We start from the raw sequence: 25,698 nt of genomic DNA, 5'->3' as shown, positions 1-25,698 counted from the left end.
CGCATTGATTTTGACGGGCTCGTACACTCGGGCGACCCGCTCACTCCGAGGTTGACCGCCTAGTGCTCGCTCGTCTTTTCGCCTTGCCGTGTTTTTTCCTTGTCTGCCTCATGACGCTGCTGCCGATGGCGCCTGCCCAGGCGGTCGGTTTGCCAGGCTTGCTCAACAGCTCGGCGAAGGCCCAGCCCGAGGCGCAGGAACCGCTCGGGCAATCCCTGGACGAAGTGATCAAGTCGCTGGAGAACGATCAGCAGCGCACCAAACTGCTCGCGGATTTGAAGAAGCTGCGCGACGCCACGAAAAAAGCCCAACCGGCCACCGAAGAGGGCGTGTTGGGTTTGATTGGCGGGACACTGGCCAGTTTCGAAAAGCAATTTACCGGAGCTGACAGTCCGCTCACTCGCTGGTCCAGCGAGTTCGACCTGGCCAAAGCTGAACTGGCGGCGCTGGTGTTGCCGGCCAACGAATGGCTGCCGATCATCTTCGCTTTCGCCATGATCCTGATGGTCTGGAGCCTGTTGGCGGCGGCGCTGATTTGGGTCAGCCATCGGGTGCGCATGCGCTTCGGCCTGACCGAAGAACTGCCGCAACACCCCAGAGCCCTGGACATGTTGCGCTTCGCCCTGCGCAAACTGGGGCCGTGGCTGATTGCCTTGGTCATCACTGTTTACCTGAGCTATGTGCTGCCTTCTTCCCTGGGCAAAAGCCTGGCGATGGTTCTGGCTTATGCGCTGGTGGTTGGCACCTGTTTTTCCGCAATCTGCGTGATCGCTTTTTCCTTGCTCGACGGTCCGCACCGCCATCGCGCCTTGTACATCCTGCGGCATCAGGCCTTCCGACCGCTGTGGCTGATCGGCAGTTTCGCCGCGTTCGGCGAAGCCCTGAACGATCCACGTTTGGTCGACAGCCTTGGCGTCCATCTGGCGCATACCGCCGCGACAGTGGCCAACGTATTGGCGGCGCTGTCCACCGGATTGTTCATCCTGCGTTTCCGCAGGCCGATTGCCCACTTGATCCGCAACCAGCCACTGTCCCGGCGCCTGACCCGCCGCGCCCTCAGCGATACCATCGATATTCTCGGCACCTTCTGGTACGTGCCAGCGCTGGTACTGGTGGGGATTTCATTGTTCGCCACGTTCGTTTCCGCCGGCGATACCAGCACCGCGCTGCGCCAGTCGTTGATCTGCACGGTTTTGCTGGTGTTGTGCATGGTGATCAACGGGCTGGTACGACGTCATGCCCTGAAACCGCAACGCGGCGTGAAGCGTCACGCACTGTATTCAGAACGCCTGAAAAACTTCTTCTATACCCTCGCCCACCTATTGGTGTGGCTGGCATTCATCGAACTCGGCCTGCGGGTCTGGGGTATGTCGCTGATCACGTTTACCGAGGGTGAAGGCCATGAAGTCAGCGTCAAGCTGTTCAGCCTTGCCGGCACGCTGATCTTTGCGTGGCTGATCTGGATCCTCAGCGACACCGCCGTACACCACGCTCTCACCCGCTCGCGCAAAGGCCTGGCCAACGCCCGCGCGCAGACGATGATGCCGTTGATCCGCAACGTGCTGTTCGTGGCCATTTTCATCGTCGCGCTGATCGTTGCCCTGGCGAATATGGGCATGAACGTCACGCCACTATTGGCCGGTGCCGGTGTGATCGGCCTGGCGATCGGTTTCGGCGCACAATCGCTGGTGGCCGACCTGATCACCGGTCTGTTCATCATCATCGAAGACTCACTGGCCATCGACGACTACGTGGACGTGGGCGGGCACCTGGGGACTGTCGAAGGCCTGACGATCCGCACCGTACGCCTGCGGGACATCGACGGCATCGTCCACACCATTCCGTTCAGTGAAATCAAAAGCATCAAGAACTACTCCCGGGAATTCGGCTACGCGATTTTCCGGGTCGCAGTGCCGGCCAGCATGGACATCGACAACGCGATCAAATTGATGCGCGAAGTCGGCCAGAAAATGCGCACCGACCCGCTGCAACGACGCAATATCTGGTCGCCACTGGAGATTCAGGGGGTAGAAAGTTTCGAGTCGGGCAATGCGATTCTTCGCGCCCGTTTCAAGACAGCGCCGATCAAGCAGTGGGAAGTTTCGCGGGCGTTCAACCTTTCGCTTAAACGGCATCTGGATGAAGCCGGGATGGATCTGGCGACGCCGCGGATGAGTGTGCAGGTCATCACCGCCGGTGGCGGCCCGCAGAAGGAGTAGGCATCAAACTACATCCACCCCGACATGAATCGCATCATGCCGCCAGAACTCCAGATCACAGTCGATCAACCGCTCATGCTGATCATAATTGACCCGGGCAATGCGTAATCCCGGGCTCCCCACTGACACACGCAAAGCCGCTGCTGCATCCACCGACAACGCCGTCGGCACAATCTCGAAACGCACGCGGCCGTAGTGCAAATCGTAATGCCGCGCGTACAACTCGGTGATCGACTGATTCAAATCGAACTCCAGAATCCCCGGAAAATACTGCGGATTCAGGTAGTGCTCCACGTACAGCACCAACCGTCCGTCAATACGCCGCGAGCGACAGATCTGAATCACGCTCGACAGCGCCGGCAGCTGCAACCAGGCACAAACCGCCGCCGACGCTGGCAGCAATCGCGCCGAAATCACTTCGGTGGACGGCACCCGCCCCTGGGCGCTGACCATGGCGTGGAAGTGACTGCGTTGCATCAAGTTGTACGCCAGGCGCGGTGGCGAAACGAACCAGCCGCGACGCTCTTCGCGATAAATCTGCCCTTGGGCCTCCAATTGCAACAACGCTTCACGCACAGTGATCCGCGTTGTCCCGAACAACTCACTGAGCTTGCGCTCGGCCGGTAACTTGCTGCCGGCCGCCAGCAACCCGTGATCCAGTTGCTCCTGAAGCACTTGGCCGATGGCTGTCACCGCTTTTGTAGCCTCATCACGCATCAACGTTACCTATCTGGACTAGACCAGCACTGTTTCGGGGCAGAACCGCACTCCAAATCGGCTCTTTCAGCATCCTGCAAGCGTAGGCATTGCAGATGACTGAGAGATGACAAACCACCGAACGGTCATTTCAGCCCTGATTTAAAAACCTGCAATACATCGGCCAGAAGCCGCGTGTAGCGGGCGATTGCCCATGGTCTACGCTTACCGGGAGCACGCCAATACCGGGCAAACAACAGTCCTGCCGGGCGCCGAGCGACATTAAAGTGTCATCGAGCCCCCTTAAATTGGCTCAGGTATTGCTGACCTAGACCAACACAAACCGCAATCGCAGCGTTGAACACGACCCAAGGAGCTTCGGAATGAAACAGTTTTTCCTGGCATCACTGTTAGGCTCGACCATTGCCATGTGCACCGCCGCCATGGCGGCTGATGATCTGAAAACCCTGGAAGCCGCTGCGAAAGCGGAAGGCGCAGTCAACAGCGTCGGCATGCCCGATGACTGGGCCAACTGGAAAGGCACCTGGGAAGACCTAGCCAAGAAATACGGCCTGAAACACATCGACACCGACATGAGCTCGGCGCAGGAAATCGCCAAGTTCGCCGCTGAAAAAGACAACGCCAGCGCCGACATCGGCGACGTCGGTGCCGCCTTCGGCCCGATCGCGGTCAAGCAAGGCGTGGTGCAACCGTACAAACCTTCCACCTGGGATCAGATTCCAGACTGGGCCAAGGACAAAGACGGCAACTGGGCGCTGGCCTACACCGGTACCATCGCCTTCATCGTCAACAAAAAGCTGCTGCACGGTTCCGAAGTGCCGACCAAATGGTCTGACCTCAAGACCGGCAAGTACAAGGTTTCCATCGGTGACGTAAGCACCGCTGCCCAGGCGGCGAACGGCGTTCTGGCTGCGGCACTGGCTAACGGTGGCGACGAGAAAAACCTGCAACCTGCGCTGTTGCTGTTTGCCGACATCGCCAAGCAGGGTCGCCTGTCGATGTCCAACCCGGTCATTGGTGCCATGGAGAAAGGCGAAATCGAAGTCGGCGTGGTCTGGGACTTCAACGGCCTGAGCTACAAGGCCAAGATGGCCAATCCGGATGATTACGTGGTGCTGATCCCGTCCGACGGTTCGGTAATTTCCGGCTACACCACCATCATCAACAAATACGCCAAGAACCCGAACGCCGCCAAGCTGACCCGCGAGTACATCTTCAGCGACGCCGGCCAGATCAACTTGGCAAAAGGCAACGCCCGTCCGATCCGCGCCGAGCACATCACACTGCCGGATGACGTGAAAGCCAAGCTGCTGCCGAACGAGCAGTACAAAAAGGTTACGCCGATCAAGGACGCGGATGCGTGGGAGAAGACTTCCAAGGCCCTGCCGCAGAAGTGGAACGAAGAAGTTATTGTCGAAATGAAGTAATGCTTCATCTGTAGGAGCCGGCTTGCTGGCGGTCCCAGACACCTCGGTCCCACTGGGCACCCTGGTGATCAATCGCCAGCAAGCCGGCTCCTACAGATTTGAGAGAACCCACGGAGTTTCTCCACCATGAAACACAACGTCATCCTTGTCGTTCTCGACGGCCTCAACTACGAAGTCGCCCGCCACGCCATGGGGCACTTGCAGGCTTACGTCGGCGCAGGACGCGCAGCGCTTTATAAGCTGGAATGCGAATTGCCGGCCCTGTCCCGTCCTCTCTACGAGTGCATCCTGACCGGTGTCACGCCGATCGACAGCGGCATCGTCCACAACAACGTCTCGCGCCTGTCCAATCAGCGCAGCATCTATCACTACGCCACTGATGCCGGCCTGAAAACCGCCGCGGCGGCGTATCACTGGGTCAGTGAGTTGTATAACCGTTCGCCCTTCGTCGAGGCCCGGGATCGTCATACCGACAACCCCGACCTGCCGATCCAGCACGGGCATTTCTACTGGAGCGATCACTACCCGGACTCGCACTTGTTCGCCGACGCCGAAAACCTGCGCCTGCGCCATTCGCCGAATTTCCTGCTGGTTCACCCCATGAACATCGACGACGCCGGCCACAAACACGGTCTCGACACCCCGCAATACCGCAACAGCGCCCGCTTCGCCGACATCTTCCTCGCTGACTATCTGCAAGGTTGGCTCAATGCCGGTTATCAAGTGCTGGTGACCGCCGACCACGGAATGAACAACGACCGCTCCCACAACGGCTTGCTGCCCGAAGAACGCGAAGTGCCGCTGTACGTCCTCGGCGATGGCTTCAGTTTCAACACCAATGCCGCACCAAAGCAGACGGAAATTTGCGGCACCGTTTGTGAACTGCTGGGCGTGCCCCACGACAAACCCGTGTGCCGGGAGTTGCTCAAGTGAGTTCCATCACCCGTGGCAAATGGCTGGCGGCGTTGTGCCTGGTGCCGTTCGCACTGTTCTTTATCGTGTTTGAAATTGCCCCGTTGGTGTGGGTCATGATCAACAGTCTCGAATCGGAAGAGTTCGGCTGGGGCCTGGCCAACTTCACCAAGATCTTCAGCTCGAAGTTTTACCTGCAAGCGATCCAGTACAGCCTCGAGATCAGTTTCTGGTCCAGCGTTTTCGGGATCATCATTGCTGTGCTCGGCGCCTACTCCCTGCGCCGGGTCGATTCGAAACTGCGTAACTTCGTCAACGCTTTCGCCAACATGACCAGCAACTTTTCCGGCGTTCCTTTGGCCTTTGCCTTCATCATTTTGCTGGGTTTCAACGGCAGCTTCACCATCCTGCTCAAGCAGGCCGGGATCATCCAGGACTTCAACCTGTACTCGAAAACCGGGCTGATCATTCTCTACACCTACTTCCAGATTCCCCTGGGTGTGCTGCTGCTCTACCCGGCCTTCGACGCCCTGCGCGAAGACTGGCGCGAGTCCGCCGCGCTGCTCGGCGCCAACGGCTGGCAGTACTGGCGGCACATCGGCCTGCCGGTGCTGACCCCGGCACTGCTCGGCACCTTCGTGATCCTGCTGGCCAACGCCCTCGGTGCCTACGCCACGGTGTACGCCCTGACCACCGGCAACTTCAACGTGCTGACGATCCGGATTGCAGCAATGGTCTCGGGCGACATTTCCCTGGACCCGAATCTGGCCAGTGCCCTGGCTGTGGTACTGGTGGCGTTGATGACCCTGGTGACCATCGTCCATCAACTGCTGTTGAAGAGGAGCTACCATGTCTCGCGCTGAATTGGGGCCCGCCGGCATCTACCATCGCGTGGTGGTTTACCTGCTGTTTGCCATTATGTTGCTGCCGCTGCTCGGCACCTTTATCTACTCGATTTCCAGCAGCTGGTCGGCAACCATTCTGCCCAGCGGTTTCAGCATCAAATGGTACGCACAGCTGTGGAGCGACCCGCGCTTCCTGAACGCTTTCGGCCAATCGTTGTTGGTGTGTGTTGGCGCATTGATCCTGTCGGTGGTGCTGATTCTGCCGCTGCTGTTCGTGGTGCATTACCACTTTCCGAAACTCGATGCGCTGATGAACATCCTGATCCTGCTGCCCTTCGCCGTACCGCCCGTGGTGTCGTCGGTGGGACTGTTGCAGCTCTACGGTTCCGGGCCGTTCGCGATGGTCGGTACGCCGTGGATCCTGATCGGTTGCTACTTCACCGTGGCGCTGCCGTTCATGTACCGGGCGATCACCAACAACCTGCAAGCGATCAACCTGCGTGACCTGATGGACGCTGCGCAACTACTCGGCGCCAGCACCTTTCAGGCTGCGTTCCTGGTGGTCCTGCCGAACCTGCGCAAGGGCTTGATGGTGGCGTTGCTGCTGTCGTTCTCGTTCCTGTTCGGTGAGTTTGTCTTCGCCAACATCCTCGTTGGCACCCGCTACGAAACCCTGCAGGTCTACCTCAACAACATGCGCAACAGCAGCGGCCATTTCACCAGTGCGCTGGTGATCTCCTACTTCTTCTTTGTGCTGGTCTTGACCTGGATTGCCAACATCTTGAACAGGGACAAAAGCGAATGAGCTATGTCAGCGTCCAACATCTTCAGAAAAACTACGCGGGCACCACGGTGTTCAGCGACATCAATTGCGAAATCCAGAAAGGCGAATTCGTCACCCTGCTCGGCCCGTCCGGGTGCGGCAAATCCACCCTGCTGCGCTGCATCGCCGGACTGACCTCAGTGGATGGTGGCAAGATCCTTCTCGATGGTGTTGATATCGTGCCACTGAGCCCGCAAAAACGCGGGATCGGCATGGTGTTCCAGAGTTACGCACTGTTCCCCAACATGACCGTGGAGCAGAACGTCGCTTTCGGTTTGCGCATGCAGAAGGTCAACGCCGACGACAGCCAAAAGCGCGTTGCCGAAGTGCTGAAACTGGTCGAGCTCAACGAATTTGCCGCCCGTTACCCGCATCAGCTGTCCGGCGGCCAATGTCAGCGCGTCGCCCTCGCCCGCTCCTTGGTGACTCGGCCGCGTTTGTTGCTCCTGGATGAACCGCTGTCGGCCCTTGATGCACGGATTCGCAAGCATTTGCGCGAACAGATCCGGCAGATCCAGCGAGAACTGGGCTTGACCACGATCTTCGTCACACACGATCAGGAAGAAGCCCTGACCATGTCTGACCGGATTTTCCTGATGAATCAGGGAAAAATCGTACAAAGCGGCGACGCAGAAACCCTGTACACCGCGCCTGTGGATGTGTTCGCGGCGGGCTTCATCGGCAATTACAACCTGCTGGACGCCGACAGCGCGACCAAACTGTTGCAACGCCCTATCACACACCGTATCGCGATCCGCCCGGAGGCCATTGAACTGAGCCTGAGCGGCGAACTGGATGCGCAAGTGCGCAGCCACAGCCTGTTGGGCAACGTGATCCGCTACCGGGTCGAAGCCCGGGGCGTGGAATTGGTGGTGGATGTGCTTAATCGCTCGGCGACCGACCTGCATCCCGATGGTCAGCGCCTGGCGCTTTCCATCGATCCGACCGCCCTGTGTGAGGTAGCCTGATGCCTTTGCTGATGTTGAAGAGAGAACTGCACTGATGGCCCTGGCAATTTTTGATCTGGACGAAACTCTGATCCACGGCGATTGCGCCACCCTCTGGAGCGAGCAAATGGGCCGCCTGGGCTGGGTCGACCCCGAGTCGTTCATGCGCAAGAACAACGAGCTGATGGACGCCTACAGCCATGGCAAATTGCGCATGGAAGAGTATATGGACTTCAGCCTGGAACCGATGATCGGCCGCACGCCGGAAGAGGTCGATCATCTGGTCGGCCCGTGGGTGGAAGACTTCATCGAACCGATCATCTTCAGCGACGCCACCCAAGCCATCGCCGCCCACCGCAAGGCTGGCGACCGAATCCTGGTGATCTCCGCTTCAGGCACACACCTGGTCAGACCGATTGCAGAGCGCCTGGGCATCGACGAAATTCTCGGAATCGAGCTGGAGGTGGCGCATGGAGTTTATACCGGTAACACCGTGGGCACCCTGACTTACCGCGAGGGCAAGATCACTCGGTTGCTGGAATGGCTGGATGCTGAAGAGGAAAACCTCGAAGGCGCGAGTTTCTATTCCGACTCACGCAATGACCTGCCGTTGTTGCTGAAGGTCGATTTCCCGCATGTGGTGAATCCGGACCCGGTACTACTAGAGCATGCCGAAAAAGCCGGCTGGCCGATCCATCTCTGGAAGTAACCCGGATCCCCTGTGGTGAGGGAGCAAACTCCCTCGCCACAAAGGGAATCACAGGTTCGGTGGTGTCAGAGGAGGCTTTCGTCAATCACCAACACCAACTTCCCCGCCACTGTGTTGCTCGCCAACTCCGCAAACGCCGCCTCGGCATCCTTGATCGGAAAGGTCTTGGCCAACTGCGGACTCAAGCGTCCTTCGGCAAACAATGGCCAGACATGCTGGCTCAAGTCGCTGAAGAGATCTGCCTTGAACTGATCGTCACGACTACGCAGGGTCGAACCCAGCAGCTGCACACGCTTGGCCAGTACTTGCGCCAGATCCAGCTTGGCCTCGCGGCCGCCCATCAGGCCGATCAGCACCCAACGGCCATCGCCGGCCAGCAGCTTCAGGTTCAACGTCGCGTAATTGCCGCCCACCGGGTCGAGGATGACGTCGAACGGCCCAAGGTCGCGCAGGCTATCCAGGTCGTCAGTACGCACCACACCACCCTGGGCGCCGAGCTTTTCGCAATAGGCCAACCGTTCGGCGGATCCGACGCTGACCCAGCACGGGTTGCCAAACGCCTTGCACAGCTGAATGGCAGCTGAACCGATCCCACTTGCTCCGGCGTGCAGCAGAACTTTCTCACCCGGTTTAAGCGCCGCAAGTTGAAACAAGTTCAACCAGACGGTTGCGTACACTTCCGGCAAGGCTGCCGCTTCTGCCAACGACATTTCGTCGGGAACCGGTAGCACGTGCCGTCCGTCGACAACCACCTCTTCAGCCATCCCGCCCCCGGCCAGTAAGGCGCAAACCCGATCACCCACCTGCCAGGACGAACCCGCGCCGACCTCGCTGATCACCCCGGAACACTCAAGACCCAGCACCTGACTGGCCCCCGGCGGTGGCGGATATAGGCCTGCCTTCTGTAACAAATCGGCGCGATTGAGACCCGCTGCCGCCACACGAATGCGAACTTGCCCTACATCACATGTAGGACTGGGCTCTTCAACCCACTCCACTTGACCGTCAACGCCTTGCAATGCTTTCACAGTGCCTCCATAGTGAGTCTGGACTGAGCCCGAAGCTATAGCGCCGGGCTTTTTGCATTATGCGACCGGCCCTTGTGGAACCGGCGACTTCAAAGACGGCCTAATATGCGTTATCAATTGTCCCCGCGTCGAATCAACATGAAGCGTTTGTTCCCCAGCACCGCCCTCGCCCTAATCATCGGTATCGGCCTGTTGCCGATGTCGAGCAGTTCTTTCGCAGCCAATAGCTGGGACAAGCTCCAACCCGATCGTGACGAAGTCATCGCCAGTCTGAACGTCGTTGAGTTGCTCAAGCGCCACCACTACAGCAAGCCGCCGCTCGACGATGCGCGCTCGGTGATCATCTACGACAGCTACCTCAAGCTGCTGGATCCGTCGCGCAGCTACTTCATGGCCAGCGACATCGCCGAATTCGACAAGTGGAAGACCCAGTTCGACGACTTCCTCAAAAGCGGCGACCTCAATGCCGGGTTCACCATCTACAAGCGCTACCTGGACCGCGTCAAGGCGCGTCTGGACTTCGCTCTTGCCGAGTTGAACAAAGGCGTCGACAAGATCGATTTCAATACCAAAGAAACCCTGCTGATCGATCGTAAGGACGCTCCGTGGCTTAAGTCCAACGCAGAACTCGACGACCTGTGGCGCAAGCGTGTCAAGGACGAGGTCCTGCGCCAGAAGATCGCCGGCAAGGATTCCAAGCAGATCCAGGAAACCCTGACCAAGCGCTACAAGAACCAGTTGGCGCGTCTGGACCAGACCCGCGCAGAAGACATCTTCCAGGCGTACATCAACACCTTCGCCATGTCCTACGACCCGCACACCAACTATCTGTCGCCGGATAACGCGGAAAACTTCGACATCAACATGAGCCTGTCCCTCGAGGGCATCGGCGCCGTGTTGCAGAGCGACAACGACCAGGTGAAAGTTGTGCGTCTGGTACCGGCAGGCCCTGCCGACAAGACCAAGCTGGTAGCACCGGCCGACAAGATCATCGGCGTGGCCCAAGGCAACAAGGAAATGGTCGACGTGGTCGGCTGGCGCCTGGACGAAGTGGTCAAGCTGATCCGCGGCCCGAAAGGCACCGTGGTGCGCCTGGAAGTGATCCCGGCCAGCAATGCGCCGAACGACCAGACCAGCAAGATCGTGCCAATCACCCGAGAAGCGGTGAAGCTGGAAGACCAGGCGGTGAAAAAATCTGTACTGAACCTGAAACAGGACGGCAAGGACTACAAACTCGGCGTCATTGAGATCCCGGCGTTCTACCTGGACTTCAAGGCCTTTCGTGCGGGCGACCCGGATTACAAGAGCACCACCCGAGACGTCAAGAAACTGCTGACCGAGTTGCAGAAAGACAAAGTCGATGGCGTTGTCATCGACCTGCGCAACAATGGCGGCGGCTCCTTGCAGGAAGCCACCGAGCTGACCAGCCTGTTCATCGACAAAGGGCCGACCGTTCTCGTGCGTAACGCCGATGGCCGCGTCGATGTCCTGGAAGATGAGAACCCGGGCGCGTTCTACAAAGGCCCGATGGCGTTGCTGGTCAACCGCTTGTCCGCCTCGGCTTCGGAGATTTTCGCCGGCGCCATGCAGGACTACCACCGCGCTCTGATCATCGGTGGCCAGACCTTCGGCAAAGGCACCGTGCAGACCATTCAGCCGCTGAACCATGGCGAGCTGAAACTGACCCTGGCCAAGTTCTACCGGGTTTCCGGTCAGAGCACCCAGCATCAGGGTGTACTGCCGGACATCGATTACCCGTCGATCATCGACACCAAGGAAATCGGCGAAAGCGCCCTGCCGGAAGCCATGCCGTGGGACACCATCAAGGCGGCGATCAAGCCTGCAGTCGACCCGTTCAAGCCGTACATCACTCAGCTCAAGTCCGAGCATGACGTGCGTACAGCGAAGGATGCGGAGTTCGTGTTCATCCGCGACAAACTGGCGTTGGCGCAGAAGTTGATGAATGAAAAAACCGTCAGTCTCAATGAAGCCGAACGTCGCGCTCAACACGCCGACATCGAAGCCAAGCAACTGGCGATGGAAAATATCCGTCGCAAGGCCAAGGGCGAAGAGCCGCTCAAAGAGCTGAAGAAAGAAGACGAAGACGCCATTGCGGCCGAGCCAGACAAGACCAAACCGGAAGACGACGCCTACCTGAGCGAGACTGGGCGCATTCTGTTGGACTACCTGAAACTCAACACCGCAGTGGCCAAGCACTGAGCTTTTACTGGCAAGTGATGGCGATTTAATGCTGACGCTCCCCGGAGCGTCATCATATGGTCATCATTCTGTCGTGAAATAGAGGGCTGGGAGCTTAGGCTCCCAGTCCTTTTTTTATCGCCAGAGATCGCCATGACCACAACCGAGCAGCTGAGTGCCTTGAGTTCAATCCTGACTCAAAGCGGTTTACACAGCCTGTTCCAACCGATCATTCGCCTCTCTGAACGACGGATTCTCGGCTACGAAGCCCTCAGCCGCGGCCCCTCAAACAGCCCGCTGCACTCCCCTGTCGCCCTGTTCGCCGTTGCCCTCCAGGCTGGCCGCTTGAGCGAACTGGAAATCGCCTGCCGGCAGAACGCTTGCCGACGTTTCAACGAACAACAATTGCCCGGCAAGCTGTTCCTCAACGTCTCGCCGGAATCCCTGCTCGAAGCTGCACATCAACCCGGTCGTACTCTACAGCTGCTGCAGGACTTCGGCATTCCTCCGAGCCAGGTTGTTATCGAACTCACTGAACAGACTCCGACCGACGACTTTGAACTGCTGCAAACCGCCCTGCATCACTATCGGGCGATGGGTTTTTCCATTGCCTTGGATGACTTGGGTGCAGGCTATTCGAGTTTGCGTCTGTGGTCCGAACTGCGGCCGGACTATGTAAAGATCGACCGGCACTTTATCGACGGTATTCATCAGGATGCCCTGAAGCGCGAATTCGTCGGCTCAATTCTGCAAATTGCCAAAGCATCCCGGGCGCAAGTGATCGCCGAAGGCATCGAACTGCCAGAAGAGCTCGCCGTGTTGACCGAGATGGGAGTGGATCTGGTACAGGGCTATTTGCTTTGTCGGCCACAAGAGCATCCGCCCCGCGACGCTCGCACCCTGATGCCACGGCACGACAGCGCCGCGGTGGCGCTGAACGACGAAGGCAGCGACCTCAGCGCATTGCTCAACGACCAACCCGCTGTGGGCCGCCACACCCCGACCGCCACGGTGCTCGAAGCCTTCCGCCGCCAGGCCAACCTTAACTCACTGGCGGTGCTGGATGAGCATGGCCAGCCGTGCGGCATCGTTCATCGGCATTCACTCTCCGATGTCCTGCTCAAGCCGTTTGCCACCGACCTGTTCGCCCGCAAACCCATCAGCCGCCTGATGAACGATGATTTCCTGGCCGTTGAGATGAGCCAGTCCCTGCAACAGGTCAGCCGCCTGATTACCAGCCGCGCCCGGCAACGCATCGAAGAAGACTTCATTATCACCCTCAACGGCAGCTACCTGGGCTTGGGCCGGGTGATCGATGTGCTGAAGCTGATTACCGAGTTGAAGATCCAGCAAGCCCGCTATGCCAACCCGCTGACCCTGCTACCGGGAAACGTACCGATCCAGCAATGCCTGACACGGTTGCTACAGCAGCAACGAGAATCGGTGATCTGCTACGTCGACATCGACAGCTTCAAACCCTTCAACGACATCTACGGCTACGGCCGCGGAGACGAAGTCCTACTGTGCCTGGCGCAATGTCTGAACGACCGCGTCGACCCGTCCCGCGACTTCGTCGGCCATATCGGCGGCGACGACTTCCTGCTCGTAATCGGCCCGGAAGACTGGCGCAAACGCCTGAACCAACTCCTAGACGACTTCCAGAGCCAATGCCGCCGCTTCTACCGCACCGAACACCTCGAAGCCGGCTGCTTCATCGCCCCGAATCGCCAGGGTGTGCGGCAGGAGTTTCCGTTGTTGTCACTTTCCATTGGTGTAGTGCATTTGCATCCACAAGTTTGTGGACAACTTGATGCCAGTCAGTTGGCGGAAATGGCTTCGCAGGCTAAACATCACGCGAAGAATGTGCAGGGGTACAGCGTGTATTTGATTGATAGTTTGACGGTGCCGGAGCCGGAGGGTGCGTGGATGTTGGGGCAGCGGTGATCAAATGCGAGCCGCGCTGTAGTAAGGCATGTAAATGCACTTTCGTCGTACTAGGTACTGATTTTCCATTAGAGATAACGATCCGGGTCCACTTGCGAACCAGCGTCCAGCCGCAAATCAGATCAACGTCTCTTCCTGTTTCAACGGCTCTTAGAGCCTGCACTGCTTATTCTGTGTATTGATGGAGCAAGCGAAACACCAGTCATGAAGATAGAGAAATCAAATAAAAGTTATCAAGACATTCTGAAAAAATCACGATTTTCGTGAGAGGACATATTTACTATTTAATCTCTGCATGAAACAAACTTAAATCTGTACTTTTCCAACAACTGAGGTAAAGCTCGCTCACACAAGATACTCGATCATGCCTAAAATCCATAATTTGCTTATAGCCATTGAATAGCTGGATCGGCAACATATTTCATACTATCTATGACCAAACATTTTTTTATAAACACGCTCCGTCTCCTCGACAATTTCCTTCCTGTATTCTTCAAAAGATATAACCCCTAGAAATCGGGAGAAGTGAAATGGCAAATCGCCTCCAGTCCGAAAATATTACAAAAACCAAGAGCAAGTAACTCCGCAAAATAAGTCCATTCTCTACATCCCTATCTGAAATCAGTTCTAAAATCCCTGCATCACCGCACCCACCTAAAATGTTCAAATCAACGGAATCTGGAGCCTCAGCGTAATCGTCATAAAATAACTCAGCGTCTGATTTCCATCGCGTCCACCGTCTGAAATCATCAAAAGACCACCTTTCATCAATAGTTTCCGGCATTAATTCACTCCATTTACATCTTCAGATTGATAAGACTTTAATCGACCGAGTAGCACAATCATAAATTGGCGGCGATCTGAGACCTCATCTTCGAAATACGTATCCATTTTAGTAAAAATCTCATCAAAAGTATCTCTGCGATCCAAAAAGTAAACCAGCGTATCAATTAAACGCTGCCGTTCCATTTCAGTGTAAATAAAAAATTCAGGACGTATCAAAATGTCAAATAACTCAGAAAGTTCTTCTGCGTCATTTACATTTTTTGAAACTATAACTTCTTCCCTATTTAAGTCGCGAGCATTCTCTATATCAAAAACAAAAAGCAAACCACGAATACTCCAAAGCGTGTAGGAATCTTTCATCAGTCAAAATCCGTAAATGCGGTTATAGGAAGGCCATTTTTATCAAGTATGACCACAGCCCTTGTCTGCTCACCAAATTTCAAGTCTTTTCGCCTGAATCCTTCTCCTACTTTTTTACCCATTCCAATTGGTTGTCGTGAGGCATCTAGACCGCTCTGCTTAAAAATCAATTGTACGCGCTGTATAGCGCTCAGTTGATCGCGGTGGCTAAGAAAGTGTGTTGCTGCGGAGGGTATGACAGGCTCACCTTTTTTCTTTCCTTTTTCATAAATTTCTATTTCTCCTGTTGTGGGGTTTTTCCCCGTCTGTACCCGCTCAAGTTGGGATTGCAAAGAAGTCTGCGCTCCATGTTTTTCTAAGAAATGTCCCCCTGGAGTGGCGCGCTCCATCTCGTCCAAACGCCGGTAAGCATTCTCCTCCGCCAGCTCATCAATTCTCGCCCGTCGCTGCGCGGTAGTCATTCTCGGCAGCGTCGGGTCCCCCTCATCAACCTTAGCCCCATCAACCCCATCCGGTACCGAACACCCCGGCTTATTCGCCCCCGGACAATTCCCGCTCAACCCCAACGGATCCACCCACCCCGTCGGATTTGGCGTGTAGCGATACGGGTTGAGTCCGCCGGCCAGCTTCACCGGATCCGGCGTCAGATAACGTCCGCTGTCCGGTTGGTAATACCGATGCCGGTTGTAGTGCAGGCCGCTTTCCGCATCGAAGTACTGGCCCTGAAAGCGCAGCGGTTGTTCTAACTCTTCGCCGCCGCCATGGCTTAGGTGGCTGAGCTTGCCGTAGGCGGTGTATTTGGCTGACCAGACGATCTCGCCGCTGTAGTCGGTGAGTTCCTGCGGCGTGCCGAGGTGGTCGAGTTGGTAGTAGAACGGGCAGGCTTTTTTCGGGCCTTTGCCGTCGAGCAGGGCCAGCGGGCGGAAGCTGCCGGGTTCGTAGAGGTAGCTGCGGTAGTGCGTCGGGCTGCTTTCGGCGACGAGCTGGTCGCCTTGCCAGAAGAAGCTGGTGGTTTGGCCGTCGACGGTCTTGTCGATGCGTCGGCCGAAGGCGTCGTAGCGGTAGGACGTTTCGCGACCGTCCGGCAGGTTGATGCCGATGAGGCGGTGCTGGCTGTCGTAGCGGTACTCGGTGACGTGTTGGCCGCGGCGTTCGCGGAGCAAGTTGCCGTAGGCGTCGTAGTCGTAATGGCGGTCGCCGTGGCGTCGCAGGCGGTTGCCCTTGAGGTGCCAGGGGCCGGGGCGGTCGTGGATCAGCAGGTTGCCGGCCGGGTCGTGGCTGAAGTGCTCCGGGTCCTGGTCACGGGCGTGGCGCACGTCGGTCAGGCGGTCGAGTGGGTCGTACTGGTAGCGGCGTTGGCCGTGGCGGGTGTCGCTGATTTGCAGGAGGTTGCCGTTGGCGCCGTAGGCATAGTCGCGGCGATACAGCGGACGCTGGTTTTGGCTGACGGCGTGGGCCTGCAAACGGCCCTGTTCGTCGTAGGCGTAGTCGCTCAGCAACAAACCTTGTTGACGGGTTTGTTCGCGACCACCGACGAAGCTGTGCGTGGTCAGGCGCGAACCGTTGAGGTCGATGGCGGTCAGCGCCCCGCCCTCGGCGCGATGGTAGTGCAGGCGGCTGTTGTCCGGCAGGCGCAGGTGCTGGAGTTGACCACTGACGTCATAGCCGTAGCGCAACGTGCCCCAGCCCTGATGTTCGCTGATCAGGCGGTCGTGAAAGTCGTATTCGAACTCCAGCGGATGGTCCTGGCCGTCGTCGACGCTGACCAAACGACCGAGGCTGTCGTAGCGGTAGTCGACCTGGCTGCCGTCGGGCAAGGTCTTGACCAGCAGGCGTCCGGCGCTGTCGCGTTGGTAACCGGTGACGAGTTGCGAGCCGTCATCGCCAAACTCGGTTTTATCCAACAACTGGCCGTTGAGGTCATAGGCATACGCCGTGCGGCGACCGTCGAAGCCGGTTTCCTGTCGGATCAAACCACCGGGCGTGTAGTCCAGGTGATAGGTGTCACCGGCTTCGTTTTCAATCTCGGTGAGCAACAACTGCGCATGCTCGTAGCGGTACTTCAGCTCGCTGCCGTCGGGGTTGATCCGTCGACTGACCAGGTGCAGGTCGTCGGCGTATTCATAGCGGGTGACGCGGTCCAGTTCGTCGCGCTCGGCGGTGATCCGGCCATAGGCGTTGTAGCTGAAGCAGCGGCTGGCGCCGTTCGGCAACGTGGTTTGCAACAGCCGACCCACCGCGTCCCACTGGTAATGGGTAACATCGCCGAATTCGTCCTGCGCCGTAGTTCGCCGCCCCAGCGCATCGTAGGCAAACTGCCGGCGCCCACCGTCGGGCAGGGTTTCTTCAAGCAGTTGCCCGAGACTGTTCCACTTCAACAGATGCTGACTGTGATCCGGATAGCGGATCGCCCGCAGCCGCCCTTGCGCGTCGTAGTCGTGGTAGGTGCTCTGGCCGTCCGGGTCGATCAGCCAGGTGACGTCGCCCTGGGCATTGCGCCGGTAGGTCCACTTGGCCTGGCCGCGATAGCGGGCATGCAGGAAACCGTTGCGGTACTCGTAGGACGTCGGCTCATCTTCCGGCGGAATCAGCGCGATCAGCCGTCCGACTTCGTCGTAGCGGTATTCGGTCACCGCGCCGAGCGGGTCCTGCTCGGCGATCAGCCGCCCCTCGGCGTCATAGGCCTTGCGCCGTTCGCCCCCGTCGGCCTCGACCCGGTGCACCAACCGTGCCTGTTGGTCGTGGACGTAGACTTCTTCGCTGCCGTCGGCGTGTTTGAGTCGCACGCCGCCGGTGTCGTCCCAGCTGTAGCGCGTGTCCATCTGCGCAAACGACGCCCAGTGACGGATGCAGCGCGCCGCCTTGCCGGAGCGTTCCCACTCCCAATAGAAACTCGCGCCACCGGCCAGTTGCCGCTGCAAGATGACGTGCTGTTCGTCGTAGTCGTAGCGCTCACTTTCATTCGCAGCGTTGGTTGCGGCGATCAGCCGTCCGCGCGCGTCATAGCCATAGGTGACCAGCGTCTGCTCGGTGCGCCAGGCCGGCACCTGCTCGTCGGCGAGGTGAAAGCGCTGGTAGTCGACGGCGATCAAATGCTGCCGCTCATAACGCAACAACAGGGAACGACCTGCGCCGTTGTCGAGGCGCAGCACGCGGTCGGAGAGATCGCGCTGCAGCGTCAGACGATTGCCATAGGCATCGCTGATCGCGCTCAGACGCCCATCGAGAAAGTGAAAAAACCGCGCCGACTCACCGGCCAGCGCCACGATCAGCTCTTCCGGCTGATCACCGAGGTAGATCGCCGCCCGCGACAGGCTGTTGTGGATGACCGGGCGGGTCAGGCTCGGCAACGGAAATGGCGTACGGCGATTCTCGTGGTCGACCCAGGTGACCGTGTCGCCAGAAAGCTCCAGGCGATGGGCCAGCGAATGACTCCAGCCAAAACCCAGGCCGCTGTCGAGTTCTACGGCACTGGTGCGATAGAGCCGGGTAAATTCGAAGGGCAAAACCCCGTCGAGAACAGCGTCGTTGAGGGTCAGCAGCTCTTCGCCGGTGACCATCGACACCGGGCAGCCGTTGGTACACGTCAGCGCGGCACAATCGGCGCTGTCGCCGTTGGGGTTTTTCGCCTGAACCGGGGCGTCGTCGTGGGGTTCGTCTTTTTTCAGCGAGGTGTTGTTGCGCCCTTTCCAGCGCAACTGCATGCGGCCTTTTTTCAGGCCGGCCGCGACACCGCGTGCGGCGACTTTTTTATAGCGGTCGATGTAGCCGATGAAGGTACTGATGATGGTGAACAGCGCGCCAACGAGGCGCGTAACCGCATTGATCAACTGCGCGCCGCGTCGCGCCAGACGCATCGTCAGGTAAGCAACGCCGCCTCCTGCCGTAGCGAAGGTCAGGACAACGGCAATCAAAATGTCGATCAGCAGTTCCACCACCAACGCCGATATCGCCTTGGCGGTTTCGCCGGCCATCAGACTGGGCGGAAGCATTTCCAGCCAGAGGCTGGCGGTGCGCAACAATAGGCACAGCGCCGCCTCGTCGCTGGCCAGCAGCTGGATCTTGCTCATCACCTCCGGCGATTTTTTCGCCAGCTCGACCAGTTGATCCGCACTGCTGCCCAGTCGCTCAACAAACTCCCCGGGGTTTTTCAGAATGTCCGAGAGCAGGTTGATCCCGTCCCACACCCCCTCGATCGCCGCCCAACTGCCGGCCAACATGCCGTTGCCCACCGCGATCGAAGTCGACTGCGACCACTGCGGCTTGAACCCTTCCCACTCATTGCGCAGCCACTTATCCAGCTCTGCGGCGAGGCCGTTGTAAGATTGAAAAAGCTCATCAATCTGCTTCGGCGTCACCTCGCTTTGCACGTGCACGCGGTAGAACTTGCCCGCCTCGCCCTTGAACTCTCCCTTGCCGTTTTCATCGAGGGTGACCGGCGTCGAGTCGCCCCCCTCCAGCGCAATCACATCAACCTGAATGTTGCCCAGCGGAACGTCATACACCGACTCGAACTTGCTCTCGATCTGCAGAATCCCGCCTTGCGGACACTGCGCCACCGTGGAGATGAAGTCGTCGTCACTGCCGCTGACGATGGTGCGGGTGGAGCCCAGTTTGATCACCCGCTCCATGTCCATCAGCGAAGGCATGTCCGTGGCGCGGCTGACCTTGTCGGCAGCCTGGCTGAACCAGTGTTTGAGCTGTTGGCGGTAAAGCGTCAGGGTGTCCGGAAAGCTGTCGAGCTCCTGCTCGATGCGGGCGATGTGATCCATCAGCCCACCGAAAGATCAGCAGCCACGTGAAAAACCGGGTCGAACATGAGCAATCCCTCGCACAGAAAATTAGGCGCGAGGAACTTTGCGGGGGATCAGCGAGGAAAGAAGTCAGGGAAGGATGATGTTGATGTAGGGCAATTCGCTAAAACCAAAACGCGGCGTAGGAGTTGCCCCTACGCCGCGCTGTCTGTAAGAAATATCAGTGTTTTATTCAGGACTGCGGGATGCCAACTCTTGCAGCTTTATTGGCGCCAATGGATGCCCGGCCTTCGCCGCAATGCTCCAGAACCGCGCCGCTTCAGCCGGATCTGGCGCTTTGCTCGGTGTGCCCGCGAGGCTGATCACGCCTATTTGATAGGCCGCTTTGCCATCACCGGCCAAGGCCGCAAGGCGCAGCAAGCGAACACCTTCTTCGCGAGCCCCCAGACCTACCCCGCGAAAGGTCAGGATGTGGCCATAGAAACTCTGGGCGCCGACATCACCCAGGTTTGCCATACGGGCGAACTGACCTTCGAGCCAGCTCCAGCCACGAGGTTGGCGCACAAACCATTGCCAGTGAAAAAGCCTACGCGCCAGCCAGTAACCGACCTGCGCCTTGAGTCGAAAAAACATTCAGGCTTCCGCCGACTCGGGGTACTCGTACTCAAACACGCGTACCACTTCCGAGGCATGCCAGGACGCGGCGGCGACGCCATCGGAAGGCCCGGAGAATCGCCCGAGACGTTCGACACATTCAAAGAAACCGGTGCGTGGCAGGCGACTGGCCCCCTGGCTGATCACTAGCGAACTGCGCAGCGGTTGTTCCGCTTTGGCATCCAGCGCCGCTAAGTGCTCAAGCGCGGCAGTCAACGTTTGCATGGCGGGCGTAGGAAGTTGCAGTCGCTCCAGTAGTGCTCGATAAGTCAGGAGATGGCGCTGACGACGCGCCTGATCCAGTTCGCCCAGCAATCCGTCCCAATGTTGCCGACTGATGCGTACGCTCACGATTCATCCCTCCACCCTGGCACCGTCAATTCCCAGGCCAGGCTTCGGCGAATCGCAGCGTCGGGTTGACGCTCGCCACTTTCGATCATGGCCAGATAAGACGGGCTGATGCCTACCGTGCGGGCTAGCGCCTCAATGGCGATGCCCTTCCCTTCGCGCAAACTGCGTAGTTGATCAAGACCTGGAAGAATCTGGTCCTGGGTTGCCGCGAGCGGCGCTGGGGCCGGGCGAGACGGTGATTCGTTGATGCCTGCTGCTTTCAGTAGAGCCTGATACTGAGCCCATGGCAGAACCGCATATTCGGGCTCGCCTTCGCGTGTAATTATCTGAATATCCATGACTACCCCGTAGGACAACAACACTTAGCGAGTCAGCACTTTTCCCTAGAAGTGTAATCCTAACAGCGGCCAAGGTCGCGGGGGGTATCTATCTATCATTGAGACTGATTTGGTTCAGCGCTTTTTTGGTCCCTGAAGATGAAGTTGCGCCAGGGTATCTGGCAGGCGTTCGACTACGGCGAGCTTCTCTGGCAGCTGACGTTTGCGCCAGGCTCGGAAAGCGTTGAGTTCGTCGTCGAGTACTTTCATCAGCCAGGCCAGCACCGCGATGTCATCGAGCATGCCGAACATCGGCAGGAAATCCGGAATCGCATCCAGAGGACTGAGGAAATACATCAGACCTGCAACGACCGAAACCAGAGCTTTAGGGCTGATGGCCCGATACTCGCCGCGCCAGTAAGCCAGGCAAAGTGCTTGCAACAGACGAAGATCATCCTTGAGTTTACCCAATCGGTTGCCTTGCATGGCACCTTTACTGGCCACGGCGAAGAGCAGGGTCGGCAAGCGTCCACGTGCGAGCAGACGACCGGCCACGGGTAGGAAACGAGCAAAATTCCAGGGTGCCTTCATAATTCCTCCCACGTAAATGTTATCCACACAAATTGTGGATAACCTTGTGAACAGAGCTACTTTTCACAGCTGAAAGCCCCGTCGCACAAGGGCTGCGCTCAGATCGGGCGTTTTTTACTCATCTAAAAAAACCCAATATTTCATTGACTTGGCGCGCCCCCGCGGTTAGCACAGGTCCTACATTGGCTATGACTCCGGGCTACAGCATCGGTTCGCTTTGTTTACCCGCGTCGGACGCCAGATGCAACAACGCCCCGCATAAGCGAGGCGTTGTTTTAGGACAGAGGCCGATTACTTGGCGGCTTCTTCTTTTGCTGGATCTTTGATTGCCAGCAGCTCCAGGTCGAATACCAGCACCGAATTGGCCGGGATCGCCGGGCTTGGGCTTTGTGCGCCGTAAGCCAGTTCGCTTGGAATGTAGAGCTTGTACTTCTCGCCAACGTGCATCAGTTGCAGGCCTTCGACCCAACCCGGGATTACACCACTGACCGGCAGATCGATCGGGCTCCCGCGCTCGACGGAGCTGTCGAATACGGTGCCATTGGTCAGTTTGCCGGTGTAGTGAACGGTCACTACGTCAGTCGGCTTAGGCTGAGGACCATCGGCTTTCTTTTCCACTTCATACTGCAAGCCCGAAGCGGTGGTGACTACGCCAGCTTTCTTGGCGTTTTCTTCGAGGAATTTCTTGCCGGCGGCTGCCGACTCTTCGCTCATCTTGGCCATGCGCTCTTCGGCACGCTTTTGCAGTGCTGCGAAGGCTTCAACCAACTCTTCGTCTTTGAGCTTCTGTTCTTTCTTGCCGACGGCATCTTCGATGCCCTGAGCTACAGCTTTGGAATCCAGGTCATCCATGCCTTCCTGAGCCAGGCTCTTGCCCATGTTCAGGCCAATGCCGTAGGAAGCTTTTTGCGCCGGGGTTTTCAGCTCTACGCTGGTTTGCGAGTCGCAACCCGCGAGTACCAGGCTTACCAGGGCCACCGCCGCCGCCAACCGATGCTGTTTCATGCTATTTCCTTGTTCATGCGCCTAAAGGGCAATCGAGTAAAGCCGCGAGCTTATCAGGCGGCCACGACCAATGGCTACCGGCATGAGAGCCAGAGATTTTGGATAAGTTCAGGTGTTTAAACGCTTTTCGGAGTGTAGACGATGAAACTTCTGTCATCTGACTCTTATGGGGGCAGTCATGTGCCCCACAACTCTCATGCAAGCGCGATCGACAGAAACAAAAAAAGCGATCATAAGATCGCTTTTTGAGGCCTGGCCAATCCCCAGACAGCAAAAAGCCCGCATTTAGCGGGCTTTTTGTGGGACCTGGCGTTCAGTGTTCCAGGCTTCCGAATATGGCGCAGCGGACGGGACTCGAACCCGCGACCCCCGGCGTGACAGGCCGGTATTCTAACCGACTGAACTACCGCTGCGCGAAACGCTTGAAACGAATGGTGGGTGATGACGGGATCGAACCGCCGACATTCTGCTTGTAAGGCAGACGCTCTCCCAGCTGAGCTAATCACCCTTCGCTTCGTTACGGGGCGCATTATGCCACAAGTTTTCGTAATGTGTTGATTTAATTGAAGTTTTTTTCCAAATAAATCCGAAAACCGGTGAAACGACACATCCCGCGGGTACAACGTACAAACTTGAGACAGAAAAAAACCCGCTTTAGCGGGTTTTTCCGTGGCGACCTGGCGTTCAGTGTTCCAGGTTACCGAATATGGCGCAGCGGACGGGACTCGAACCCGCGACCCCCGGCGTGACAGGCCGGTATTCTAACCGACTGAACTACCGCTGCGCGTAACACTTGAAACGAATGGTGGGTGATGACGGGATCGAACCGCCGACATTCTGCTTGTAAGGCAGACGCTCTCCCAGCTGAGCTAATCACCCTTCGCTTCGGTGTGGCGCGCATTCTACGGAGCGACCCTACCTCTGGCAAGCACTTTTTAAATTAATTTTTTCATGCCTTCCAAAGGCTTAGAGAAGGGTTGGCCTATGGCACACGGAGGACAATAATGCCCGCCTTTGTATAAAGGAGAGACTCACCCCATGTGGTTCAAAAACCTGCTTATCTATCGCCTGACCCAAGATCTGCCTGTTGATGCCGAGGCGTTGGAAACTGCACTGGCCACCAAACTGGCGCGCCCATGTGCAAGCCAGGAGTTGACCACCTACGGTTTCGTTGCGCCGTTCGGCAAGGGCGAAGATGCGCCGCTGGTGCACGTTAGCGGCGACTTCCTGTTGATCAGCGCGCGCAAGGAAGAACGCATTCTGCCGGGTAGCGTCGTGCGTGATGCGGTGAAGGAAAAGGTCGAAGAGATCGAAACCGAGCAAATGCGCAAGGTCTATAAGAAGGAACGCGACCAGATCAAGGATGAAATCATCCAGGCGTTCCTGCCCCGCGCCTTCATCCGTCGTTCGTCGACCTTCGCCGCCATCGCGCCGAAACAGGGCCTGATCCTGGTCAACTCGGCCAGTCCGAAACGCGCCGAAGACCTGCTGTCGACCCTGCGTGAAGTGATCGGCACTCTGCCGGTGCGTCCGCTGACCGTGAAGATGTCCCCGACCGCAACCATGACCGAGTGGGTCACCACTCAGAAAGCGGCGGACGATTTCTTCGTACTGGACGAGTGCGAACTGCGCGACACCCACGAAGATGGCGGCATCGTGCGCTGCAAGCGTCAGGACCTGACCAGCGAAGAAATCCAGCTGCATCTGAGCACAGGCAAAGTCGTCACGCAGCTGTCTCTGGCATGGCAAGACAAACTGTCGTTCGTCCTCGACGACAAAATGGTGGTCAAGCGCCTGAAGTTCGAAGACTTGCTGCAAGACCAGGCGGAACAGGATGGCGGCGACGAAGCCCTGGGCCAACTGGATGCCAGCTTCACCCTGATGATGCTGACTTTCGGCGACTTCCTGCCGGCGTTGGTTGAAGCGTTGGGTGGAGAAGAGATGCCACAAGGGATATAACGCCTTGTGATTTCAAATTGTGGGAGCGAGCCTGCTCGCGAAAGCGGTGTGCCAGTCGACATAGATGTTGCCTGTAACGAAGCCTTCGCGAGTAGGCTCGCTCCCACATTGATTTTGTGATGCTACTTAATAATAAGGATCAAGCCATGCGCGCACTGGCTGCATTGAGTCGTTTCGTCGGCAACACTTTCGCTTACTGGGTACTGATTTTCGCCGTCGTGGCGTTTCTGCAACCGGCGTGGTTCATCGGCCTGAAAGGCGCGATCGTGCCGCTGCTGGGACTGGTGATGTTCGGCATGGGTCTGACCCTCAAGCTCGAAGACTTCGCCGAAGTCGCTCGCCATCCGTGGCGCGTGGCCCTCGGTGTGGTTGCACATTTCGTGATCATGCCCGGCGTGGCGTGGTTGCTCTGCCAGGCGTTTCATTTGCCGCCGGAAATCGCTGTCGGCGTCATCCTCGTCGGCTGCTGCCCAAGCGGCACCTCGTCAAACGTAATGACCTGGCTGGCACGCGGCGATCTGGCGTTGTCGGTGGCCATCGCCGCCGTCACCACCCTCCTCGCCCCGCTGCTGACACCAGCACTGATCTGGCTATTGGCGTCTGCCTGGTTGCCTGTGTCCTTCATGGAGTTGTTCTGGTCGATCCTGCAAGTGGTGCTGCTGCCAATCGTGCTGGGTGTAGTGGCGCAACGTCTGCTAGGTGATCGGGTGCGCCATGCGGTGGATGTATTACCGCTGGTGTCAGTGGTGAGCATCGTAATCATTGTCACGGCGGTGGTTGCCGCCAGCCAGGCGAAGATTGCCGAGTCCGGCCTGCTGATCATGGCCGTGGTCATGCTGCACAACAGCTTTGGTTATCTGCTGGGCTATTTCACCGGGCGCCTGTTCAAGCTGCCATTGGCCCAACGCAAGTCTCTGGCGCTGGAAGTCGGCATGCAGAACTCCGGATTAGGCGCGGCCCTGGCCAGTGCGCACTTCTCGCCACTGGCGGCGGTGCCGAGTGCGTTGTTCAGCGTTTGGCACAACATTTCCGGGGCCTTACTGTCGACCTATTTCCGTCGCATGAGCGAAAAAGAAGACCGGAAAATCGCTGCTCAGCAAGCGGCGGACTGATCCACGAACTTGATCCCCGGATTAATGCTGGGCACTATA

General features: G+C 58.0%; 21 protein-coding genes and 4 tRNA genes. 11 read left to right on the top strand and 14 right to left on the bottom strand.

The genetic code is table 11. The annotated features are described in order from the left end of the window. Window positions 1-62 precede the first annotated feature (62 nt). Window positions 63-2,219 (top strand): mechanosensitive ion channel domain-containing protein, encoded by a 2,157-nt coding sequence (locus ABVN21_RS03935; RefSeq protein WP_339556633.1) that lies wholly within the window; start codon window positions 63-65, stop codon window positions 2,217-2,219. 3 nt (window positions 2,220-2,222) lie between these two features. Here the strand turns inward: ABVN21_RS03935 and ABVN21_RS03930 are convergent, their stop codons facing one another. Next, window positions 2,223-2,936: a UTRA domain-containing protein gene (locus ABVN21_RS03930; RefSeq protein WP_339556632.1), complete on the bottom strand. Its 714-nt coding sequence runs from the start codon at window positions 2,934-2,936 to the stop codon at window positions 2,223-2,225. Window positions 2,937-3,298: 362 nt separating this feature from the next. Between ABVN21_RS03930 and ABVN21_RS03925 the strand changes: the two genes are divergently transcribed. The 6 genes from ABVN21_RS03925 to ABVN21_RS03900 all read left to right on the top strand — a co-directional run bounded on the left by ABVN21_RS03925 (window position 3,299) and on the right by ABVN21_RS03900 (window position 8,599). Next, window positions 3,299-4,363, top strand: coding sequence for an ABC transporter substrate-binding protein (locus ABVN21_RS03925; protein ID WP_217871447.1), 1,065 nt, complete (start codon window positions 3,299-3,301; stop codon window positions 4,361-4,363). A gap of 126 nt (window positions 4,364-4,489) precedes the next feature. Next, on the top strand, window positions 4,490-5,296 hold the full coding sequence (locus ABVN21_RS03920) for an alkaline phosphatase family protein (protein WP_339556631.1): 807 nt from the start codon (window positions 4,490-4,492) through the stop codon (window positions 5,294-5,296). Continuing rightward, window positions 5,293-6,138: an ABC transporter permease subunit gene (locus ABVN21_RS03915; protein ID WP_339556630.1), complete on the top strand. Its 846-nt coding sequence runs from the start codon at window positions 5,293-5,295 to the stop codon at window positions 6,136-6,138. Before ABVN21_RS03920 ends, ABVN21_RS03915 begins: the two co-directional genes overlap by 4 nt. After that, a complete protein-coding gene (locus ABVN21_RS03910; protein ID WP_150705481.1) occupies window positions 6,125-6,925 on the top strand; it encodes an ABC transporter permease in 801 nt (266 codons plus the stop codon). Before ABVN21_RS03915 ends, ABVN21_RS03910 begins: the two co-directional genes overlap by 14 nt. Further along, a complete protein-coding gene (locus ABVN21_RS03905; protein WP_339556629.1) occupies window positions 6,922-7,911 on the top strand; it encodes an ABC transporter ATP-binding protein in 990 nt (329 codons plus the stop codon). Before ABVN21_RS03910 ends, ABVN21_RS03905 begins: the two co-directional genes overlap by 4 nt. A gap of 34 nt (window positions 7,912-7,945) precedes the next feature. Beyond that, window positions 7,946-8,599, top strand: coding sequence for an HAD family hydrolase (locus tag ABVN21_RS03900; protein WP_339556628.1), 654 nt, complete (start codon window positions 7,946-7,948; stop codon window positions 8,597-8,599). 65 nt (window positions 8,600-8,664) lie between these two features. Here the strand turns inward: ABVN21_RS03900 and ABVN21_RS03895 are convergent, their stop codons facing one another. Next, a complete protein-coding gene (locus ABVN21_RS03895) occupies window positions 8,665-9,627 on the bottom strand; it encodes a zinc-binding dehydrogenase (RefSeq protein ID WP_339556627.1) in 963 nt (320 codons plus the stop codon). Window positions 9,628-9,765: 138 nt separating this feature from the next. Between ABVN21_RS03895 and ABVN21_RS03890 the strand changes: the two genes are divergently transcribed. Both ABVN21_RS03890 and ABVN21_RS03885 read left to right on the top strand, forming a co-directional pair. After that, window positions 9,766-11,847, top strand: a complete 2,082-nt coding sequence (locus ABVN21_RS03890; RefSeq protein ID WP_339556626.1) for a carboxy terminal-processing peptidase — start codon at window positions 9,766-9,768, stop codon at window positions 11,845-11,847. Between the two features lie 132 nt (window positions 11,848-11,979). Then, window positions 11,980-13,770: a bifunctional diguanylate cyclase/phosphodiesterase gene (locus ABVN21_RS03885; RefSeq protein ID WP_339556625.1), complete on the top strand. Its 1,791-nt coding sequence runs from the start codon at window positions 11,980-11,982 to the stop codon at window positions 13,768-13,770. A gap of 493 nt (window positions 13,771-14,263) precedes the next feature. Here ABVN21_RS03885 and ABVN21_RS03880 read toward each other — a convergent pair whose 3' ends face one another. From ABVN21_RS03880 to ABVN21_RS03825, 12 genes are all read right to left on the bottom strand, one after another. Then, complete coding sequence (locus ABVN21_RS03880) at window positions 14,264-14,554, bottom strand: hypothetical protein (protein WP_339556624.1); 291 nt, start codon at window positions 14,552-14,554, stop codon at window positions 14,264-14,266. Beyond that, entirely contained in the window at window positions 14,554-14,916 is a 363-nt protein-coding gene (locus tag ABVN21_RS03875; protein WP_339556623.1) for a hypothetical protein, read from the bottom strand. The genes ABVN21_RS03880 and ABVN21_RS03875 overlap by 1 nt, the downstream gene beginning before the upstream one ends. Then, window positions 14,916-19,688, bottom strand: a complete 4,773-nt coding sequence (locus tag ABVN21_RS03870) for an RHS repeat-associated core domain-containing protein (RefSeq protein ID WP_353637223.1) — start codon at window positions 19,686-19,688, stop codon at window positions 14,916-14,918. Before ABVN21_RS03870 ends, ABVN21_RS03875 begins: the two co-directional genes overlap by 1 nt. Before the next feature lie 210 nt (window positions 19,689-19,898). Then, entirely contained in the window at window positions 19,899-20,303 is a 405-nt protein-coding gene (locus ABVN21_RS03865; protein ID WP_339556490.1) for a sel1 repeat family protein, read from the bottom strand. Beyond that, window positions 20,304-20,675: a hypothetical protein gene (locus tag ABVN21_RS03860; RefSeq protein ID WP_003223109.1), complete on the bottom strand. Its 372-nt coding sequence runs from the start codon at window positions 20,673-20,675 to the stop codon at window positions 20,304-20,306. Then, complete coding sequence (locus ABVN21_RS03855; RefSeq protein WP_339556491.1) at window positions 20,672-21,013, bottom strand: helix-turn-helix transcriptional regulator; 342 nt, start codon at window positions 21,011-21,013, stop codon at window positions 20,672-20,674. The genes ABVN21_RS03860 and ABVN21_RS03855 overlap by 4 nt, the downstream gene beginning before the upstream one ends. A 114-nt stretch (window positions 21,014-21,127) precedes the next feature. Then, complete coding sequence (locus ABVN21_RS03850) at window positions 21,128-21,583, bottom strand: YkvA family protein (protein ID WP_339556492.1); 456 nt, start codon at window positions 21,581-21,583, stop codon at window positions 21,128-21,130. 291 nt (window positions 21,584-21,874) lie between these two features. Continuing rightward, complete coding sequence (locus tag ABVN21_RS03845) at window positions 21,875-22,588, bottom strand: FKBP-type peptidyl-prolyl cis-trans isomerase (protein WP_339556493.1); 714 nt, start codon at window positions 22,586-22,588, stop codon at window positions 21,875-21,877. Window positions 22,589-22,924: 336 nt separating this feature from the next. After that, a tRNA-Asp gene (locus ABVN21_RS03840) sits at window positions 22,925-23,001 on the bottom strand. A gap of 19 nt (window positions 23,002-23,020) precedes the next feature. After that, a tRNA-Val gene (locus ABVN21_RS03835) sits at window positions 23,021-23,096 on the bottom strand. 199 nt (window positions 23,097-23,295) lie between these two features. Then, a tRNA-Asp gene (locus ABVN21_RS03830) sits at window positions 23,296-23,372 on the bottom strand. 19 nt (window positions 23,373-23,391) lie between these two features. Continuing rightward, window positions 23,392-23,467: transfer RNA gene (locus ABVN21_RS03825), tRNA-Val, on the bottom strand. Between the two features lie 159 nt (window positions 23,468-23,626). Between ABVN21_RS03825 and rdgC the strand changes: the two genes are divergently transcribed. Together rdgC and ABVN21_RS03815 are read left to right on the top strand one after the other, a co-directional pair. Beyond that, entirely contained in the window at window positions 23,627-24,547 is a 921-nt protein-coding gene (gene rdgC, locus ABVN21_RS03820) for a recombination-associated protein RdgC (protein WP_339556494.1), read from the top strand. 146 nt (window positions 24,548-24,693) lie between these two features. Continuing rightward, entirely contained in the window at window positions 24,694-25,659 is a 966-nt protein-coding gene (locus ABVN21_RS03815; protein WP_339556495.1) for a bile acid:sodium symporter family protein, read from the top strand. Window positions 25,660-25,698 lie beyond the last annotated feature (39 nt).

It is taken from the genome of Pseudomonas sp. MYb327 (assembly GCF_040438925.1).
GTDB lineage: Bacteria > Pseudomonadota > Gammaproteobacteria > Pseudomonadales > Pseudomonadaceae > Aquipseudomonas.
The sequence above is the reverse complement of the archived record's forward strand: the minus strand, read 5'-3'. Positions and strand labels throughout refer to the sequence as shown.